Raw genomic sequence first — 14,991 nt, forward strand, 5'->3', positions numbered from 1 at the left:
CTTTTCCCGCAGGAGTCTCGCCATTCCCCTCCGCCCCTTTACCACATAAGGTTCTCGAAACCACTTCAGGAATAAGCTGCTTTTATGCACATGGGTAGCTGGAGGGAAATGAACTCCTAAGGACGCAATTCTGCATGCGAAAAGCTTGTTATAGAGGAGTTTTTGCTTATTACACCAGGATAGTGGAAGTCACCTTCACACAGGAAAGGGATTCGTTTCTCAACATCATGGAATGGGGTGGCTGGGAAGCTGCGAGACTCCCGGGGGAGAAAGGAGATAGGCGAGATCCCGCAGGACGTAGTCCGAGGAAGCTCGGCGCTCCCCACAGGAAAGCGAGTTGCTTCCCAGCCACCCCTAACGCTCAACATGGCAACGAACCCCGAAACATCTCGAAATTGAGTCTTCAACAATCCTGCCATTATCTTTAATAAAGAAAAAGGTGTGGAATCTTTTTGATTCCACACCTTTTTCTAATTTAAGGGTGTATAGTCTACGCCTTTTGTATAGTTGTTTCCAGCATTCCATAAAAGGAATTCGTTAATTCCGTTTTCATTCAAAGCACGAATTTGGGCTTCGACTTCTGCTTTTCCGTATTGCTTCGTAGGACCGGAATAAAGCCATGGTGCTTCGAAGTCCTGTAACCATGGTCGGGAAGTCGGTGCATTCTCTAACGCTCCCAATACCTCGTTTTCTACTTTAGCGTATTCACTTATGAGACGGTAAGGTTCTGCATCCGGTTTAGAGATTCCAAAATAGGGCCCCCAGTGACTTGGATAGATCATGGAAGAGATGACGTCTACATTTGATGAAATTTTAGAGAAATTCTGGCCAATGTTCGGTGCTTCTGTAATCGTCGCTGCATATCCGAAGATATCAACAGATACATCAACCCCATAGTATTCCAACTCTTTACTGGCATATTCTACAAAATCCGTGACAGCCTGTACACGTTTTTGTACATTGTCCATGTCCATATCTCCATACTTCCCTTGGCCGTATTCCAATACATCATCACGGCTTCCAAAGCCTTCGGGGAAGCGAACATAATCGTACTGAATTTCCTCAAATCCCATTTCTGCTGCTATTTTTGCAAGTTCTACGTTGTATTCCCAAACTTCCTCCATAAATGGATTGACGAAGGATTCACCTTTTCCATTTTTCCAAACTTGTCCGTTTTGAGTGAAAGATAAGTCCGGTCGTTTTTGAGCTAATAAACTGTCCTTAAACACAACGACACGAGCAATTGGATAGATTCCTTTTTCTTCAAGCTCTTCTAACATTGCACGTGGATCATCAATAAATCCCTCGGCAACGTCCGCGTAAGGAGAACCTTCTTCAGGCTCGAACGTGATGTTCCCGTTATCCTCCTTTATATCGATGACCATGGCGTTCAGTTCTGTATCTTCAACAAGCTTCGTAAGCTCCGCCATCTTCGCTCCACCAGCGGAAGGCCCCGTCACAAAGATACCTCTGACGGCATCTGGATATTCAAAAGTCAGACCAGAGTTATATGTAAATCTTGCTGCTGGACTAGGAACGGTTAATTCCTTTAAACCCAATTGTTTTTTTGTAAGCATTGCGACCTCTTTTGACGCATCTCCTTCTTCTGCCTTAACGCTATCTAATGAACCCATCATTCCGAAAAGGAGAATCCCCACGAAAATCATCATCCATAGTTGTCTTTTCCCCATGTGCATCCTACTCCTATCCTAATTTCTTCTAATCTTTATTATAAAAGACGAAGGCCATTTATAACAGAGCTCCCTGACATTTTTTCATAATTTTTCCCTATCACACAACAATTGTACTAAACATACTCAAAAAAAGGCCCTGTCACAGCGACAGAGCCTTCTTAAAATATTATTTTCCTGTACCGTGTTCACGTTGGTACTGCTCAAATTCTTTTGTGGTACAAAGAACAAAGTGACCAGGACGTACTTCACGGAACTCTGGTTCTTCACTCGTGTCATGTTTCGTAGGATCATAAGTGAAACGCTCACGAGAACGTTCATAATCCGGATCAGGTAATGGAATGGCTGATAGTAAAGATTGCGTGTAAGGATGAATGGGGTGCTTGTACAATTCATCTGCATCCGCAAGCTCAACCATTCTTCCAAAGTACATAACTCCAATACGATCACTGATATATTTGACCATCGACAAATCGTGAGCGATGAACAAATAAGTTAAACCTTTTTCCTCTTGAAGTTTTTTCAAAAGGTTAACCACTTGTGCCTGAATGGAAACATCAAGGGCAGAAATTGGCTCATCAGCGATGATGAAGCTCGGGTCTACAGCAAGGGCACGTGCGATACCGATACGTTGACGCTGACCACCACTGAACTCGTGCGGGTAACGGTTGGCATGCTCTTTATTTAATCCGACCGTCTCCAACAACTCGTGGACTTTCGCTTTACGGGCTTTTGCATCTTTCGCTAGCCCGTGAATATCCATTCCTTCTGCAATAATGTCTTCAACCTTCATACGAGGGTTCAATGATGCATAAGGGTCCTGGAAAATCATTTGCATTTCACGGTTGAACTTTTTCAAATCCTCACGTGATTTTTTCCCGTGGACATTTTCTCCGTCAAAAATGACTTCTCCATCTGTAGCATCATACAAGCGGATGATTGTACGACCGGTTGTAGATTTTCCACAACCAGATTCGCCAACCAGTCCGAACGTTTCCCCTTTGTAGATGTTAAAATTCAAACCGTCCACAGCTTTGACTACACTATGACGACCTGTCTTAAAATGTTGTTTTAGGTTTTTAATTTCTACTAGTTTTTCTTGACTCATACTCGTTCACCTTCCGAACTGCTGGATGAATTCGCCATACCTTCCATACGCTTCTTCACCGCTGCTGGAGGCTCAATCTTTGGTGCATTCTCATGAAGCAACCATGTAGCAGCGTAATGAGTATCGCTGACCTTAAACATTGGTGGCTCTTGTTCAAAGTCGATCTTCATCGCGTATTTGTTACGTGCAGCAAAAGCGTCCCCTTTTGGCGGGTGCATTAAGTCTGGTGGTGTACCAGGGATGGCAAAAAGCTCTTCATCCGCGCTGTCAAGTGAAGGCATGGAGCCTAATAATCCCCATGTGTACGGATGTTGTGGATTATAGAAAATATCATCTACTGTTCCGACTTCGACAATTTTCCCTGCATACATAACAGCTACTCGGTCAGCAACGTTGGCTACAACACCTAGGTCGTGCGTGATGAAGATGGTCGCTGAATCTGTTTTCTTTTGAATATCTTTCATAAGCTCGAGAATTTGCGCCTGAATCGTTACATCCAAGGCTGTTGTAGGCTCATCGGCAATCAACAGTTTAGGATTACACGCTAAGGCAATCGCAACTACAACACGCTGTCTCATACCGCCCGAGAACTGGTGTGGATATTGTTTCATACGGTTTTCAGCATCTGGGATACCGACAAGTTCGAGTAATTCCATCACACGTTTACGTGCCTGAGGTTTACTCATTTTTTGGTGCTTGATCAGACCTTCCATGATCTGATTTCCGACTTTCATCGTCGGGTTCAGAGATGTCATAGGATCCTGGAAAATCATAGAGATTTCTTTACCACGAATCTTCTGCATCTGTTTCTCATTCATTTTCGCAAGGTCTCGACCTTCAAAAAGGATTTCCCCTTCTTTGATCCGACCTGGCGGCTTTGGAATCAAGTGCATGAGCGCTTTCGTTGTAACGGATTTACCGGAACCTGACTCTCCTACAATAGCTAAGGTTTCTCCTTTTTTCACATCAAAGTTTACACCGCGTACAGCTTTGACTTCACCACCGTAGGTGTCAAAGGAGACGTGCAAGTTTTTAACATCTAGTAGTTTTTCCATTTTGTACACCTACCTCCTATTCACGCATCTTCGGATCGAATGCATCACGAAGACCATCAGCTAAGACGTTAAAGGCAATCATGATAAGTGAGATTATAATTGCCGGGAATAATAGAATGTGCGGATAGATCTGCAATGAATCGAAACCTGCATCAATGAGTGTACCTAAAGAGGCCATCGGAGTTGGTAGACCTAGTCCGATAAAACTTAGGAAAGCTTCAAAGAAAATCGCTGAAGGAATCGAAAACATCGTGTTGATAATAATTAAACCTAAAGTGTTCGGAATTAAGTGTCTTTGTAAAATACGTCCATCTTTCGCACCAAGCGTTCTAGATGCAAGAACGAACTCTTGGTTTTTCAATTTCAATATTTGTCCTCGGACAATCCGTGCCATTGATATCCAGCCTGATATGGCAAGGGCTATTGTAATAGACATGATTCCTGGTTCTAGTATTAGAATCATCAAAATGATGAGAACCAAGTTTGGAATACCAACTAGAATTTCAATGAATCGTTGCATGTAGTTGTCCACACGACCGCCGTAATAAGCTGAAATCCCTCCATAAGCAACTCCAATAACCATATCTATAGCTGCAGCTAGCAGGGCAATGTAAAGAGAGACACGTGTCCCCATCCAAGTACGGGACCACTGATCACGTCCCAATCCGTCAGTACCAAACCAGAAGTTTTCTTCCATGTCCTTGGCAGCATAAACATCATAAGTGGCTCTGACTTCTGCTTGCTCACCATTGGAGCCATCATTCAATACTTCCGTAGTAATAAACTCTTCCTGATTATTAAAACGCATCAAGGCTTTTGTTTGTGCGTCCTCTAGTGTATCGGCAGACTGTACATCAGAAAGTGTACCATCCATACCTAGCCACGCTAGACCTTCTATCTTAGGTGGCATTTTGGCACGGGAAAGATCTTGTTCATACTGTCCATAATCGTTCATATATGGACCAAAAGCCGCCATTAATCCTAAAACAATCAAAACAGCTAGTCCAATCATCGCTCCTACGTTCTTGCGGAGACGGATAAAGGAATCTTGCCAGAAGGAAAGGCTCGGCCGTGATATCTTCTCATTTTCTGTTTCTGTCGTTTCTACGGGCACAAATAGGTCTTTCGATGGTTTGTGGTTATCCATAGTCGATTACTCTCCTTCCGCCAGTCGAATTCTCGGGTCAATGACTCCGTAAAGCAAGTCGATGACCAGGATGATGAAGATGAATAGGAAAGCGATTAAGAGGGTTGTACCCATAATGATTGGGAAATCATTCATATTGATCGCCTTAACGAACTGTTCACCAATTCCAGGTACAGCAAAGATATTTTCAATAACAAGCGTACCTGTCATCAATCCTACAGCTAGCGGTCCTAACACTGTAATCAATGGAATTAAAGCGTTTCTTAAACCGTGCTTAAATACAACACCGACTTTATTTACGCCTTTGGCGCGGGCTGTCACGATATAATCAGATCCCATCACCTCAAGCATTTCTGTTCTCATAAAACGGGCAGCAATTGCAATTGGGAAGATGGCCAACGAAATGGTTGGTAGTATAGTATATTCCCAGCCTTCCCACAGGGCAACTGGCAGCCAGCCGAACTTAACACCAATATAGAACTGAAGTAAGCCCGCAAATACAAACGATGGTATCGACTGTCCTAATACAGCCAGGAATGTCGACGTATAGTCCATGATTCCATTATGGTATATCGCAGATACCAATCCCAATAACATACCAATGATTGTTCCGATAATCATCGCTTGGAAACCTAGTTGAACAGACGGGCCTATTCTCTCCATGATTATTGTAGTAACTTCTCGATTATCGAACTGGAAGGAAATACCTAAATCACCTTGAGCCAAATTGACCATATAGTTGAAATACTGAACAGGAACTGGATCATTCAATCCGTATTTTTCTAAAACTACCGCTTGCTGTTCATCTGATAATTTATCTGCAGCACTTAGGGGAGTACCTGGTAAAAACTTCATCAGAAAGAACGTTAAGGTAGCAATTAAAAACATCGTTATAACCATATATACTAAACGCTGGATTATATAACGAGTCATATCAACACCTCCATATGTGTAAACCTACAAACTTATCATGTTGTCATAATTGACAGAAATTTGTCTATAATCTGAATAATTTGATGGCAGGGAAAAAGAGAGCATACGCCAACACGTTGGACATATACTCTCTCCCCTTTAAAGCAAGCCTATATGTGGTTGGAAATAGTTATTTCAATTATTTACCTTCGATATAAGCATACTTGTAAGTGTAGTCAGGTCCCATAGGCTGAGTGATTACACCTTTAACATAAGGCTTCCAAAGTTGAGCTACTGCACGCTGGTAAAGAGGTGCAAGAACTGCATCTTCTTGGATAAGAATTTTCTCAGCTTCTAGGAAAGTTTCGAAACGTTCCACTGGCTCTTGAGCAAGCTCAGTATTCGCTTTTTCAATTAGACCGTCGTACGCTTCAGAAGAGTATCCAGTCTTATTGTTTCCGCCATCTGTTACGAACATGTTCAAGAACGTGTTCGGGTCGATGTAGTCAGGACCCCAACCAGAGTTTTGGATATCATATTCCATGTTTTCGTCACGCTGAAGGCGCTCTTTGAAAGGTACGGACTGAACATTGACAGTTAGACCTTCTAATTGCTCAAGCTGGTCCTTGATGTAAGCATCCATGTTCATTGCAACTTCACTGTCGCCACCAAGGTAGCCAAGTTCAACTGTGTCCATGCCAAGCTCTTCTTTAGCCGTAGCCCAAAGCTCTTGAGCTTGTTCAACATTTGTTTCAATTAGATCACCGTTAAGCTCACGGAAATCTTCTTCTGTTTCAGGGTGCTTCGTAAAGTTCTGTGGTACGTGACCTACAGAAGGAATAGATCCGTTGTTCAAGATAACATCAACCATGGATTGACGGTCGATGACCATTTGGATCGCTTTACGAGCATTAACGTTACCCAATACTTCGTTTTCCTGGTTCATCTTCAAGTAGAACAATACAGGCTCTTCTTCGACTTTGAAATCATCAGAAGTACGGTATTGGTCTACAAATTCTGCAGAAAGACCAGTACGGTCAATTTCACCAGTGTCATAAAGGTTTACAGCCGTAGATGTTTCTTTAACAACGTTAACGTTGATTGTTTCAAGTTTTACATTTTCTGCATCCCAGTAATCCTGGTTCTTTTCAAGCGTCCAGCCTTCACCGTGGTTCCACTCAGTTAGAACGAATGGACCGTTGGAAAGAAGTGTGTCCGCTTCAAGAGCGTATTGATCACCATGTTCTTCAACGAATGCTTGGTTCAACGGTAGGAATGTACCGAAAGTAGTCAAAGATTCGAAGTAAGGAACTGGCTTTTCAAGTTCTACTACTAGTGTGTAGTCGCCATCAGCAGTAACACCCAGCTCTTCGACAGGAACTTCACCGTCAACAACAGCTTGTGCGTTCTTGATGACGCCACCCATCATGTATGGGCCGTACTCAGAACCTGTATCAGGGTTTACTGCACGTTGCCAAGCGTAAACGAAATCGTTCGCTGTGACAGGATCGCCGTTTGACCAAACAGCGTCTTCACGAAGGTTGAACGTCCAAGTAAGTCCGTCTTCACTTACTTCGTGGTCTGTAGCGATACCTGGTTCTGGCTGAGCGTTCTCACCTAGACGATAAAGACCGTCTGTTGTAGAACCTAACCATTGGAATGCTACAGCGTCAGTTGCTAGAGATGCGTCCATTGTTGGAATCTCTGCACTGTCTGTAATGTTAAGTACTTGTTCTCCTGAAGCTTCTCCCTCTTCACTGGAAGTATCTTCAGATTCTGTTGTTTCCTCGGAATCAGCATCATCTGTGGAATTTGACGTATCGTCTGATCCACCAGAACAAGCTGCGAGGAACATGCTAAGTACTAGTGCAAGTACTAGCAATAACCAATTTGTCTTTTTCATGATAGAAAATGACCTCCCCTAAAAATTTTCTAAAAATTTGTTGTGGCGTTTTGTCCACATATCGAATTATACAAGTTTTCTAACTATTTTGCATTACCTTTTTTTTTGAAAACTCTCAGGATTCCCATCATTATTACGTTTCAGTAACACAAAATGAGACTAATTACCTAGTTTATTTTACAATGTTATAGCCCTAAACTTATTATTTATAAGCTCAAATGCATAAAAAAAGATATGGGATTTTGAAACAATGTTATTTATTACGGTTATCCGTTAAAGCGTTTGAATATTACATACAATATTTTACCAAAGTTGAATTTTCAGTTTATTTATTGCGTTAACAATTCCTTCATACTTGATAAACGTGCTATAATATAGGTCGAGTTTGTATGAAAGGTGGAAATGATGTGGCCATCATGAAAAATAAATGGTTTATTTTTTGTTTGAATATTGCTATTGTCACGATTTTGTTTATTACACTGGCCCCTACTTACGATTTATTTCATTATATTAACCAGCTCTTTTATATCGCTTACTTCTATATATTTGTAGGAATTATCATGTGGGTGATCCGAGGGGGATTCTTTGATGGGATCACATACGGTTTCAGGCGTTTTACAAACCGCATGTCCAAACAGAGGGATTACTTAGACGATTGGGAACAAAAACCCCTCCCCTCTCAAACCGTACACAAAACGTTGCCCAGGTTCTTCTTATTTCATGGGACATTGTTAGGCGTAAGTTTACTGGCTTTACTTTTCCTTTACTATTCAACATAAGAACTTGCATCCAGTGGATGAATCCGATATAATACTGACTTACTAATATAGTACGAAATGCAATGAAGAAGGATAAGTACGTAAGGTGGATCCTCTACAGAGAGGCTGTGGTCGGTGAAAACAGTTGAGGACACCCTACGGAATTGGGCCTTTGGAGCTTCAAAAATGACGTAAATCGGCGTTAACGATTCAAGATGACTTCTATATGATTAGAAGTAATTAGGGTGGCACCGCGGATCATTCGTCCCTTCCATAATGGAAGAGATGAATGATCTTTTTTTGTTCAAAAATAAACGTTGAGGTGATGATGATGACGAAAACAATCTTCTCAGGCATCCAACCAAGTGGTACATTAACACTTGGAAACTACATTGGAGCCATGAAACACTTTACAGAATTGCAGGATGATAACCACTGTTATTTTTGTATCGTTGATGAACATGCGATTACTGTTCCGCAAGAGCGTCTGAAATTGAGAGAAAACATCCGTTCGCTGGCAGCTCTATACTTAGCTTCAGGGATTGCCCCGGAGAAAGCGACCCTTTTCATTCAATCGGAAGTTCCCGCCCACACTCAATTGGGTTGGATGTTACAATGCGTCAGCTACATTGGTGAACTGGAGCGTATGACGCAATTCAAAGACAAATCTGCCGGTGGAAAGGAGGGTGTATCTTCCGGTCTCCTTACCTACCCTCCATTGATGGCAGCAGATATTCTTCTATATAAAACGGATATCGTACCAGTCGGGGATGATCAAAAACAGCACCTGGAACTTACAAGGAACCTAGCTCAACGCTTCAACAATAAATTCAATGACATTTTCACTGTTCCTGAAGTAAGTATTCCCAAAGAAGGGGCACGCATCATGTCTCTTCAAGAACCTACGAAGAAAATGAGCAAATCTGATGAAAACCAAAAAGCATTTATATCTATGTTGGATGATGAAAAGAAAATTATGAAGAAAATCAAGAGTGCCGTTACAGATTCTGAGGGAATTGTGAAGTATGATAAAGAAAACAAGCCAGGTGTTTCAAACCTGTTGACGATTGAGTCCGCTTGTAGTGGTGCAAGTATTGAAGAGTTAGAACAAAAGTATGAAGGAAAAGGATATGGCGATTTTAAAACAGGGGTCGCAGAGGCGGTTATTGCCGTATTGAACCCGATCCAAGAGCGTTACAAAACACTGATCCAATCAGAGGAATTGGATGATATTTTAGATGCAGGAGCCGAGAAAGCATCCTATGAAGCAAATAAAATGATCCGCAAAGCAAAGAAAGCCATGGGCCTCGGCCGCGTGAAGAAGAAGAAATAACAAGAAAGCCAGAATTGAGTATTTCCCTCAATTCTGGCTTTTCATATGTTGTGAAACTCCTTCGTTCTCTCCTTGCCATATGGTTTCAAAGAAAGGCTGACCTTTCACCATCTTCTTGCATAGTTCTTCGTGAGCCATTGACCACCCATTGCACGTTCCTTCATATAAACGATCCCATGCTTCCGCATCAGAGAATTGCTTAATCGTTGGATATTGTGCAGGATTCCATTCCGTCAACCAATAGCGGATTTCTTCGGGGTGATCCGATTGCTTTAACTGATCCAATGCCATCATCAAAAGCTGTTTCAACTGCCGTTCTCTCCGCGTCAATCCAGACATTTTCCCTGGGTCTAACGATAAAATATGATGTTCTTTTAGAACTCTTTCTTCTATTAAATAGTGTTCAGGTTCTTTCCCTTGAACCATTTCAAAAACAAGACGTTCTTGTCTTGGTATTAAACGACTCTTCTTAACCGGAAGCGTGTAACCAATCGTATCAAATACCATGACATCTTTTCCATTCGTGACGACCGCTGCATATTCAACTGTGTGACGTTCTTGATTCTTCTTCATATACGTTTTCCGATGGACATCCTGGAGCAGTGATGCTGGTAGATCTTGCAAATCATTTTCAATAAAATTAAATAATTCATCACTGATTAAAATCAAAGGTATTTGATCGATCAGCTCAATTCCATCCTCTTTACGCCATTCATGAAAACGACAGACGTTATACCCATTCTCTTCACCTTCAAACCAGTTCACCCACAGATCATGCATGTATAACATTTCGGACCCTCACTTTCACTCGGTGATCTCTTTTGGTTACATTATGACCAATGCTGGCTTTTTTATTCTTTGAATCCATATTTTAGAAAATTAATCTTCCATCAGAATTAAGGCTGTCGTAATGAATATCAACCCAATAGGAAAAAGATAGCACTCCACACGTGTACGAATCAGGATAAAGAATTCAATCCAACTCAATCCGGCAGGAACGAGATTCAAATAGGTGATTGTTACCGTTCCTCCTGCGACAGCGAAACCGAAACCTGTCAATAGCAGCATCCAGTACCACATAGCTTCATCCCCTCCGGCTCGTCCTCCTATTGCTATCTTATGAAAGGAAATGCCCTGTCATGCGGTGAATTCCCTTTAAATCCTAGTCTTTACTTCACTGGCAAGAAAAGGTACATTTAATAACAGACAGACATGGATTACAAGTTTATTTAGAGTGGGTTAAGTTTGAAAGGATGATGACGTTGTCAGAGTCGAGATCCTTGCGGAAACGCAGCAAAAGAAGGCGAAAACGAAAGATATTCATTGGGATGTATGCTCTTATTTTTCTACTAATCATCAGTTACTCTGGGTACGAGTACTTAGCAGGCAAGCATCAAGCGATGAGTCAACAGGCATCCGCTGCCGAAAGTGTCGATCAAGTAGAAACAGTCGAAAGTGTGTATAAAGAGGAATTCAACGGAAGAGATAATGGAGACGGGAAAATGACCGTGCTGCTGATGGGAGTCGATCAGCGAGGATCAGAGATTGCCAGGACGGACACCATCATGATTGCAGAATATGACCCAGCTTCAAAAGAAGCCAAGGTCGCTTCTTTAATGAGAGACCTTTATGTTGAGATCCCCGGACACGGATACAACAAACTGAATGCCGCATTCGCATTGGGAGGCCCCGAGCTTCTCCGTGAGACCATAGAAATGAATTTGGGTATTGATACCGAATATTACTCGATCGTGGACTTTCAAGGGTTTACGCAAATCGTAGATACTTTATCCCCAGAGGGAATGGAAGTGGATGTAGAAAAGAACATGGAATACCGCTCCGGGGATGGTACGACAGATATCCAGCTTCAAGAAGGCACACAGACGCTGGATGGTAAAGAACTTCTTGGTTATGTAAGGTATCGCAGTGATGCTCGAGGAGATTTTGCCAGAGTTGAAAGACAACAGAAGGTTCTTCAGTTGATGAAGGATGAACTCCTCTCTCTCCAAGGAGTTCTGAAAGCCCCACGTTTGATCGGAAACATCCAACCGTATATTGATACGAACCTCGGTGGAAGTAAAATGATCCAGGTTGGTAAAGACCTTTTGCTGAATCCTGTGGAATCCATGGATATGATCAGCATCCCTACGACAGATAATGTATGGGATGAACGAAAGCCTTATCCCATCGGCTTAGTGCTGAACCACGATGAGAAATCTACGAAGCAAACGTTACTACAATTTTTTGAAAGAGAATAAAGAAAACCCGATGTCTGGATCACAGACATCGGGCTTTTTTTATCCTTCGTACTTTTGGAAAATAAGACTAGCATTGTGGCCGCCAAACCCGAGTGAGTTACTCATCACCGTATTGACGTCTTGTTTACGTGCCTCATTCGGAACATAATCAAGGTCACACTCCGGATCTGGAGTTTCGTAGTTGATCGTCGGAGGCAGTATTCCATCGTTGATTGCTTTTAATGAAATGACCGCTTCAACCGCACCTGCAGCACCCAAAAGGTGACCCGTCATGGATTTCGTTGAAGAAATCGCAAATTTATTCGCATGCTCTTGGAATACCGTCTTGGCTGCATGGGTTTCGAATTTATCATTCAGTTCTGTGGACGTTCCGTGAGCGTTCAAGTAATCGATGTCTTCCGGTTTCAATCCTGCATCATCAATCGCTTGTCTCATCGCACGTGCCGCACCATCTCCTTCAGGTGCTGGAGACGTGATGTGATAGGCATCTCCTGTAGAACCATAGCCTTTCAACTCGCCATAGATTTTCGCTCCACGTTTTTTCGCGGATTCCAGCGTTTCCATAATGAGGATGCCTGCCCCTTCTCCCATGACAAAACCATCGCGGTTTTTATCAAATGGACGGCTCGCTGTTTGTGGGTCTTCATTGAGGGATAACGCACGCGCCGCGGCGAATCCTGCAAAAGACATTTTATTCATCGGCGCTTCTGTACCACCAGCAATCATAATATCGGCATCGCCGCGTTGAATCACTTTAAAAGCGTCTCCGATTGAGTTTGCACCAGAAGAACAGGCCGTTACCGTACAGGAATTAATCCCTTTAGCTCCGAGCGCAATGGAAACCTGCCCCGCAGCCATGTCCGGTATCATCATAGGGATGAAAAACGGACTGACGCGACGGTAGCCTTTTTTCTGGAACGTTTCGAATTGGGATTCATACGTTCCCATTCCACCGATCCCAGAGCCAATCCATACGCCGGTTCTATGAGCGACATCGTCCGTGATCTCAAGCTTTGCATCTTCCACGGCCATATGTGCAGCGACCATCGCATATTGGACGAACGGGTCCATACGACGAGCATCTTTACGATCCACATAATCAGAAGGGTCAAAGTCTTTCAATTCTGCTGCCACATGGACAGGATAGTCTTCCTTATTGACTTTCGTGATCTCCCCGACGCCGGAGACACCATTTTTAATATTGTTCCACATTTCTTCTACTGAATTACCGACAGGAGTTACCGCTCCCATTCCGGTAATGACTACACGATGTTTATCCATCATTCCATTCCTCCTTGGTTACTTCCCCCATCGAAGGGCCACGGCTCCCCATGTGAGTCCGCCACCGAATCCGACAAGAACAACTAGATCATTATCTTTTATTTTACCTGCCTTCACGTCCTCTGACAAAGCAATCGGAATAGACGCTGAAGAAGTATTTCCATAACGCTTCACCTGCGTAGACATTTTTTCTTCAGGGATTCCCAAGCGTTGTCTCGCTGCTTCCATAATTCTTATGTTCGCCTGGTGTGGCACTAAATAGTCAACATCCTGTTCACTCAGGCCAATTTTTTTAACGACATTGACCGAGGATTCAGGCATTTGTCTCACGGCGAACTTGAATACTTCACGACCATTCATGAACAATGTGTCCTCAGGTGTCTGATATAAGTGAGGCCCGCCTGCTCCATCTGCTCCCAGTTCAAAGGAAAGAATTCCTTTATCATCATCTACCGGACCAATGACTGCAGCTCCTGCTCCATCACCAAACAGAACACAAGTATTGCGGTCTGTCCAGTCCGTGATTTTTGAAAGTTTCTCAACCCCGACGACAAGAACATTTTTGTAGGCATTCGTTTCAATGAATTGTTTAGCTGTAATGACTCCATACATGAACCCGGCACAGGCTGCACTCAAGTCCATTGCCGCGACTTTGTTAGCCCCAAGCCTATGTTGAAGCATGGTTGCGACAGATGGAAATGGTGTATCTGGAGTAACAGTAGCAACGAGGATCATATCAAGATCCTCTGCTTTCATATCAGCATCTTTCAACGCTTCTTCTGCTGCACGAAATGCTAAATCAGAAGTATCCATCTCGTCTGAAGCGATTCGACGTTCTTCAATTCCAGTTCGCGTACGAATCCACTCATCACTCGTCTCCACCATTTCCTCCAAGTCTTTATTGGTCAGCACTTTTTCTGGCGCATAGTGTCCAACGCCCAAGAATCCTGCGTTCATATATTCATCCCCTTAAAGGTAATATCTAATATCAATTCTTATGACTTGGTACTAATTTTAATTCATCTTGGGCCAATCTGCAAGTTTTGCAATAGTCCATCCTTGAACTCGTACTTCTTTTTAATATCTGTTGTACCTGCCTACAAAATACTGAACGATTTTTCATAAATTGTAACAGAGGAGGTGTGCTTGCATGGGCAAAAGAAAGTCATCCCCATTTGATGATTTCTGGGGATTCCGTCAGCAGGAAGAAAACGAAGGGGAGAAAGATTCGCAACCGAAACTCAATGATCTCTTTCAAGAAGCATCCAAAACGTGGAAATCCGTGTCACCGATGATCAAACCGATGATTGATAAGTTTAAGAAATAAAATCATTTCCCTTTCACTTCTTTCAACAGTGTTGTTCATATAAGTTATTTGATTCTTTGATACGAATTAAAAAAAGACCTCTGAAGCTATCTAGAGTGACCTAATAAAATGAGACTTAATAAAACACCTTCAAAGTTGTAATACTACTTACACTTGGAGGTGTTTTTCTTATGGGTAAAAAAGTTCATTATCCTGAAGAAGTTAAGAAGAAAGTTGTT

General features: G+C 42.5%; 14 protein-coding genes and 1 other annotated feature. Of the genes, 4 read left to right on the forward strand and 10 right to left on the reverse strand.

The window, feature by feature from the left end:
- Nucleotides 1–470: 470 nt before the first annotated feature.
- From GLV98_RS11675 to GLV98_RS11700, 6 genes are all read right to left on the reverse strand, one after another.
- A complete protein-coding gene (locus GLV98_RS11675; RefSeq protein WP_160915286.1) occupies nt 471–1,691 on the reverse strand; it encodes a putative glycoside hydrolase in 1,221 nt (406 codons plus the stop codon).
- 169 nt (nt 1,692–1,860) lie between these two features.
- On the reverse strand, nt 1,861–2,799 hold the full coding sequence (locus tag GLV98_RS11680) for an ABC transporter ATP-binding protein (protein WP_160915288.1): 939 nt from the start codon (nt 2,797–2,799) through the stop codon (nt 1,861–1,863).
- Nucleotides 2,796–3,854 (reverse strand): ABC transporter ATP-binding protein, encoded by a 1,059-nt coding sequence (locus GLV98_RS11685; protein WP_160915290.1) that lies wholly within the window; start codon nt 3,852–3,854, stop codon nt 2,796–2,798. Before GLV98_RS11685 ends, GLV98_RS11680 begins: the two co-directional genes overlap by 4 nt.
- Nucleotides 3,855–3,870: 16 nt before the next feature.
- Nucleotides 3,871–5,001, reverse strand: coding sequence for an oligopeptide ABC transporter permease (gene opp3C, locus GLV98_RS11690; protein ID WP_160915292.1), 1,131 nt, complete (start codon nt 4,999–5,001; stop codon nt 3,871–3,873).
- A 6-nt stretch (nt 5,002–5,007) separates the two neighbouring features.
- Entirely contained in the window at nt 5,008–5,934 is a 927-nt protein-coding gene (opp3b, locus tag GLV98_RS11695) for an oligopeptide ABC transporter permease (protein WP_160915294.1), read from the reverse strand.
- Nucleotides 5,935–6,112: 178 nt separating this feature from the next.
- Nucleotides 6,113–7,816: a peptide ABC transporter substrate-binding protein gene (locus tag GLV98_RS11700; protein WP_160915296.1), complete on the reverse strand. Its 1,704-nt coding sequence runs from the start codon at nt 7,814–7,816 to the stop codon at nt 6,113–6,115.
- Nucleotides 7,817–8,232: 416 nt separating this feature from the next.
- On the opposite strand from GLV98_RS11700, the gene GLV98_RS11705 reads away from it, so the two are divergent.
- Together GLV98_RS11705 and trpS are read left to right on the forward strand one after the other, a co-directional pair.
- Nucleotides 8,233–8,595 carry a DUF3899 domain-containing protein gene (locus GLV98_RS11705; RefSeq protein ID WP_237417127.1) on the forward strand — a complete coding sequence of 121 codons (363 nt, stop codon included), beginning with the start codon at nt 8,233–8,235 and terminating at the stop codon, nt 8,593–8,595.
- Between the two features lie 53 nt (nt 8,596–8,648).
- Nucleotides 8,649–8,847, forward strand: a binding site (T-box leader).
- Nucleotides 8,848–8,905: 58 nt separating this feature from the next.
- Nucleotides 8,906–9,907: a tryptophan--tRNA ligase gene (gene trpS, locus GLV98_RS11710; protein ID WP_160915300.1), complete on the forward strand. Its 1,002-nt coding sequence runs from the start codon at nt 8,906–8,908 to the stop codon at nt 9,905–9,907.
- 27 nt (nt 9,908–9,934) lie between these two features.
- Here trpS and GLV98_RS11715 read toward each other — a convergent pair whose 3' ends face one another.
- A complete protein-coding gene (locus GLV98_RS11715; RefSeq protein ID WP_160915302.1) occupies nt 9,935–10,696 on the reverse strand; it encodes a YjbA family protein in 762 nt (253 codons plus the stop codon).
- A 90-nt stretch (nt 10,697–10,786) separates the two neighbouring features.
- The gene (locus GLV98_RS11720; protein WP_160915304.1) at nt 10,787–10,987 is read right to left on the reverse strand and encodes a hypothetical protein; all 201 of its coding nucleotides are present in this window, start codon (nt 10,985–10,987) and stop codon (nt 10,787–10,789) included.
- A gap of 182 nt (nt 10,988–11,169) precedes the next feature.
- Here GLV98_RS11720 and GLV98_RS11725 point away from each other — a divergent pair, with 182 nt between their 5' ends.
- The gene (locus GLV98_RS11725; protein ID WP_237417115.1) at nt 11,170–12,165 is read left to right on the forward strand and encodes an LCP family protein; all 996 of its coding nucleotides are present in this window, start codon (nt 11,170–11,172) and stop codon (nt 12,163–12,165) included.
- A gap of 39 nt (nt 12,166–12,204) precedes the next feature.
- Here the strand turns inward: GLV98_RS11725 and fabF are convergent, their stop codons facing one another.
- Nucleotides 12,205–13,446: a beta-ketoacyl-ACP synthase II gene (gene fabF / locus GLV98_RS11730; RefSeq protein WP_160915306.1), complete on the reverse strand. Its 1,242-nt coding sequence runs from the start codon at nt 13,444–13,446 to the stop codon at nt 12,205–12,207.
- Between the two features lie 18 nt (nt 13,447–13,464).
- Nucleotides 13,465–14,403: a beta-ketoacyl-ACP synthase III gene (locus GLV98_RS11735; protein WP_160915308.1), complete on the reverse strand. Its 939-nt coding sequence runs from the start codon at nt 14,401–14,403 to the stop codon at nt 13,465–13,467.
- 193 nt (nt 14,404–14,596) lie between these two features.
- Here GLV98_RS11735 and GLV98_RS11740 point away from each other — a divergent pair, with 193 nt between their 5' ends.
- Nucleotides 14,597–14,773: a hypothetical protein gene (locus tag GLV98_RS11740; RefSeq protein ID WP_160915310.1), complete on the forward strand. Its 177-nt coding sequence runs from the start codon at nt 14,597–14,599 to the stop codon at nt 14,771–14,773.
- The last annotated feature ends 218 nt before the right edge of the window (nt 14,774–14,991 follow it).

Origin of the sequence: Halobacillus litoralis, assembly GCF_009856415.1 — a bacterium.
Lineage (GTDB): Bacteria > Bacillota > Bacilli > Bacillales > Halobacillaceae > Halobacillus > Halobacillus litoralis_C.

Coding starts and splice junctions, on each gene's coding strand:
- GLV98_RS11675 (WP_160915286.1), bottom strand. CDS start 1,691: ATGGGGAAAAGACAACTATGGATGATGATTTTCGTGGGGATTCTCCTT.
- GLV98_RS11680 (WP_160915288.1), bottom strand. CDS start 2,799: ATGAGTCAAGAAAAACTAGTAGAAATTAAAAACCTAAAACAACATTTT.
- GLV98_RS11685 (WP_160915290.1), bottom strand. CDS start 3,854: ATGGAAAAACTACTAGATGTTAAAAACTTGCACGTCTCCTTTGACACC.
- opp3C (WP_160915292.1), bottom strand. CDS start 5,001: ATGGATAACCACAAACCATCGAAAGACCTATTTGTGCCCGTAGAAACG.
- opp3b (WP_160915294.1), bottom strand. CDS start 5,934: ATGACTCGTTATATAATCCAGCGTTTAGTATATATGGTTATAACGATG.
- GLV98_RS11700 (WP_160915296.1), bottom strand. CDS start 7,816: ATGAAAAAGACAAATTGGTTATTGCTAGTACTTGCACTAGTACTTAGC.
- GLV98_RS11705 (WP_237417127.1), top strand. CDS start 8,233: ATGAAAAATAAATGGTTTATTTTTTGTTTGAATATTGCTATTGTCACG.
- trpS (WP_160915300.1), top strand. CDS start 8,906: ATGACGAAAACAATCTTCTCAGGCATCCAACCAAGTGGTACATTAACA.
- GLV98_RS11715 (WP_160915302.1), bottom strand. CDS start 10,696: ATGTTATACATGCATGATCTGTGGGTGAACTGGTTTGAAGGTGAAGAG.
- GLV98_RS11720 (WP_160915304.1), bottom strand. CDS start 10,987: ATGTGGTACTGGATGCTGCTATTGACAGGTTTCGGTTTCGCTGTCGCA.
- fabF (WP_160915306.1), bottom strand. CDS start 13,446: ATGGATAAACATCGTGTAGTCATTACCGGAATGGGAGCGGTAACTCCT.
- GLV98_RS11735 (WP_160915308.1), bottom strand. CDS start 14,403: ATGAACGCAGGATTCTTGGGCGTTGGACACTATGCGCCAGAAAAAGTG.
- GLV98_RS11740 (WP_160915310.1), top strand. CDS start 14,597: ATGGGCAAAAGAAAGTCATCCCCATTTGATGATTTCTGGGGATTCCGT.